The sequence below is a fragment of the Bartonella sp. AA86SXKL genome (assembly GCF_042196885.1).
This window is the reverse complement of record NZ_JBHIRE010000420.1, coordinates 1-298: the sequence shown is the minus strand read 5'-3', so window position 1 is coordinate 298 and position 298 is coordinate 1. Positions and strand designations below refer to the sequence as shown.

1 pseudogene is annotated in these 298 nt (G+C 39.9%); it reads right to left on the bottom strand.

The window, feature by feature from the left end:
• Positions 1–205 (bottom strand): annotated as a pseudogene (locus ACFIO5_RS12370) (hypothetical protein); the annotation flags it as partial.
• Positions 206–298 lie beyond the last annotated feature (93 nt).

The window sequence follows — 298 nt, the reverse complement described above, 5'->3', positions numbered from 1 at the left end:
CCGCTTTCTCAGCCCATACACTAGAAAAGTGGGTTTTACCAGATCCTTCTTTTCCAACTAAAACTGCAATAGGTAAGATCCAATTCGGCCAATGATCAATAAGCTGAAAAGCCATACGATTGCTCTCCGTTACCACCAAGTCATCAAATTGGAAAATCGGATTATAAGAAAAATTCAAGGGTAATTGTGTTTCACGCTTATTCATTCTAGCCTCTCCGAATTTCCACTTCGCGAATACATCTGAGAATTAAGATAAGTATGAAGAGCAAAACGAACCAAAACACCAACAGCAGCAGCC